Source organism: Mesorhizobium argentiipisi (SeqCode) (genome assembly GCF_037179585.1).
In the GTDB taxonomy this organism is placed as follows: domain Bacteria; phylum Pseudomonadota; class Alphaproteobacteria; order Rhizobiales; family Rhizobiaceae; genus Mesorhizobium; species Mesorhizobium argentiipisi.
Genome location: NZ_JAPYKO010000090.1, coordinates 1 through 532, shown reverse-complemented (window position 1 = coordinate 532; position 532 = coordinate 1). Strand labels below are relative to the sequence as shown.

The following is a 532-nucleotide window of genomic DNA, read 5'->3' as shown; positions in this document are numbered from 1 at the left end:
GACATCATGGAGAAGGGCCCCGGCTTCTCGAAGCTGCTGTGGGACTTCATGGGCGGAGGGCCCAAGGTCAACAATTTCAAGACCAGCGCCAGCGTGCCGGCCTCGACGCCGCTGTCGGTGCAGATCTCGAAAGAGCTGTCCTCGCGCGGCTTCAAATTCGTCGGCCCGACCATCGTCTACGCCTTCATGGAGGCGACCGGCATGGTCAACGACCATCTCGTCGACTGCCATTGTCACGCGAGCTGCGGCAAGACGCAGCGCAAGCCGCGCCTCAAGGCCAAATGACCGCGAAGAAAACGGCACGCGACGTGGCATCCCGCGCCTGGCAGCGCATGCTGTCGGGCCGGCGGCTCGATCTGCTCGATCCCTCCCCGCTCGATGTCGAGATCGCCGACATCGCGCATGGGCTGGCGCGCGTGGCGCGCTGGAACGGGCAGACCACCGGTGCGCACATCTTCTCGGTCGCGCAGCACACGCTGCTGGTGGAGACCGTGCTGCGGCACGAGATGCCGCGCGTCGATGAGCGCATGCG

At 66.2% G+C, this 532-nt stretch carries 1 protein-coding gene and 1 pseudogene; both read left to right on the top strand.

Going from position 1 to position 532, the window contains the following annotated elements; genetic code table 11:
• Positions 1–285: DNA-3-methyladenine glycosylase I (locus tag O7A05_RS34060; RefSeq protein WP_337097791.1), on the top strand; the 285-nt coding region annotated here is incomplete at its 5' end.
• Positions 282–532, top strand: a pseudogene (locus O7A05_RS34055) (hydrolase); the annotation flags it as partial. The gene O7A05_RS34060 and the pseudogene O7A05_RS34055, both read left to right, overlap by 4 nt.